The organism is Eudoraea sp. (assembly GCF_049665975.1).
Classification (GTDB): domain Bacteria; phylum Bacteroidota; class Bacteroidia; order Flavobacteriales; family Flavobacteriaceae; genus Eudoraea.
Map to the genome: position 1 here is coordinate 1 of NZ_JBATGR010000154.1, position 2,094 is coordinate 2,094.

At 35.1% G+C, this 2,094-nt stretch carries 4 protein-coding genes; 2 read left to right on the top strand and 2 right to left on the bottom strand.

The features are described from left to right. Positions 1-114, bottom strand: a 114-nt coding sequence (locus WBN20_RS05740; RefSeq protein ID WP_424281040.1) for a DUF3109 family protein, incomplete at its 3' end; no start/stop codon positions are given. A gap of 122 nt (positions 115-236) precedes the next feature. Here WBN20_RS05740 and WBN20_RS05745 point away from each other — a divergent pair. Beyond that, a complete protein-coding gene (locus tag WBN20_RS05745) occupies positions 237-809 on the top strand; it encodes a MarC family protein (protein ID WP_424271403.1) in 573 nt (190 codons plus the stop codon). A 47-nt stretch (positions 810-856) separates the two neighbouring features. Continuing rightward, positions 857-1,060 (top strand): hypothetical protein, encoded by a 204-nt coding sequence (locus WBN20_RS05750; RefSeq protein WP_424271404.1) that lies wholly within the window; start codon positions 857-859, stop codon positions 1,058-1,060. On the opposite strand, the gene WBN20_RS05755 is transcribed toward WBN20_RS05750, so the two are convergent. Continuing rightward, positions 1,057-2,094, bottom strand: a 1,038-nt coding sequence (locus tag WBN20_RS05755; protein ID WP_424281039.1) for a S41 family peptidase, incomplete at its 5' end; no start/stop codon positions are given. The two genes, WBN20_RS05750 and WBN20_RS05755, sit on opposite strands and share 4 nt — an antisense overlap.

Genomic DNA, 2,094 nt, shown 5'->3' on the forward strand with positions numbered 1-2,094 from the left:
TGGAGCTCCCGCCTCGCCGTCTATACAGCAGGCACCCTTGCATGCCGATAAATTACATACAAATTCCCTTTCCAAAATATCATCGGAGATAATTGCTTTGCCAATTTCAAACATCTTGTAAAATTAAGGTGGTAAAGATAATTATTGAATTTTACATACCTAAAATATTTGTCCTTCTGTGATCTAAAAACCTTAGGTATACGTAAATTTGCCAGCTTATATAATTTTATAGTCTAATGAATTTTAACTTAAGAGAAATAGCCTCGGCAAGTATGATCCTTTTTGCTGTAATAGACATAGTAGGGAGCGTTCCTATAATTATCAGTCTTCGAAACAAAGTTGGGCATATACAATCCGGAAAAGCCACTATTGTAGCAGCTTGTATTATGATAGCCTTTTTATTTATTGGTGAAGAAATTCTAAAGCTAATAGGGATAGATGTAAATTCATTTGCGGTGGCAGGTGCTTTTGTTTTGTTTTTTTTAGCTATTGAAATGATTTTAGGGATAGCACTTTATAAAGATGACGCTCCTGAAAGTGCTTCTATAGTTCCCATTGCATTTCCTCTTATTGCCGGCGCAGGTACTATGACGGCCCTCCTTTCTTTGAGGGCAGAATTTCATGTTGAGAACATTATTGTGGCTATTATTATAAATATTATTTTTGTTTATATAGTTCTAAAATCGTCCAAGGCAATTGAAAGGATACTTGGAAAGAATGGGATTAATATAATTCGGAAAGTCTTTGGAGTAATCCTATTAGCTATAGCAGTTAAGTTATTTACTTCAAATATTAACGAACTATTTTAGAATAGATTTTTGAGCGCAAAAAGGGTAAAAAACTAGAAACAACGAAGATGAATAAAACATTAACTATTGTACTTATAATCCTGGCACTTGTACTTATTACTTACAATGTTACACTTGTTGATTTTGATGAACCCCTGAAGGGAAATAGCGTTGTTGCTTTAATAGGGATTGTGGCCTCTTTATGTGCTGTATTGTTGCTAATAATATATCTGACTTCTAAAAAAATTCAGAAAAAAATAGACGATGATTAGTTGTTAAATTCAATCTCTTTTTTTTCTTTTTGCCGAATGGTGGGCAGATCCAATTCCAAAACTTTCTGTAGCATGCTGTCTGAAGTTGACTTTATTTTTGCATTGAGGTTTGAGGTAAATAACTGCTCAGCCAAAGCACCTTTTAGGTAGAGTTTTATCTTATCTTCAAAATCATAGAAATTAATTTTAATGTTTCGATCTATTGAGTAGTCTACGAACTTTTCAAAAACTATGTCATCCACATTAAAATCCCGGACAAATTCTGCTTCCGCGTAATTAGAATATCTATTTCTGTCTTCCTCTAAATGTTCAAATATAAACCTGGACATGAAACCAAGACTCTCCAGACTTTCAACAGCTTCTTCTTCATTAGTACCAATGGGGACGAAAACATCAGGAATTATGCCGCCGCCGCCATAAACCACTTTACCCTTAGGAGTAGTGAACTTCAAAGAATCTGCTATTTTAATACTATCAACAGAAATCAGCTCGCCATTATGATAGCGCTCTGTAAATTTTTGATAATAATCTTTATTTCCATTTTTATAAGTCTTCTGAATGGAACGCCCTGTAGGCGTGTAATATCGCGATACCGTCAGGCGCACTGCTGAACCGTCGCCCAGTTCCATTTCCCGTTGAACCAATCCTTTACCAAAAGATCTTCGTCCTACTATTGTTCCTATATCGTTATCCTGCAAGGCTCCGGCTATTATTTCACTGGCGGAAGCAGAGCGTTCATTTATTAAAACATAGACTGGTTTATCTTCAAAATTACCTTTTTTGGTAGCAAAGGTTTTTTCTATTTTCCCTTTTTTATTTTTGGTATATAAGATTAACTTCCCATCCTGCAAAAATTCGTCAGCCAACTGCTCTGCAATTCCCAGATAACCTCCGGGATTATCCCTTAGATCAAGAGTTAGTTTTTTTGCTCCCTGTCGCTGCAATATACGTAGAGCCATGTTGAATTCTTTATAGGTAGATTCGGCAAATCTGTTTATTTTAATATATCCCATTTCAGGGGTAAGCATATAATA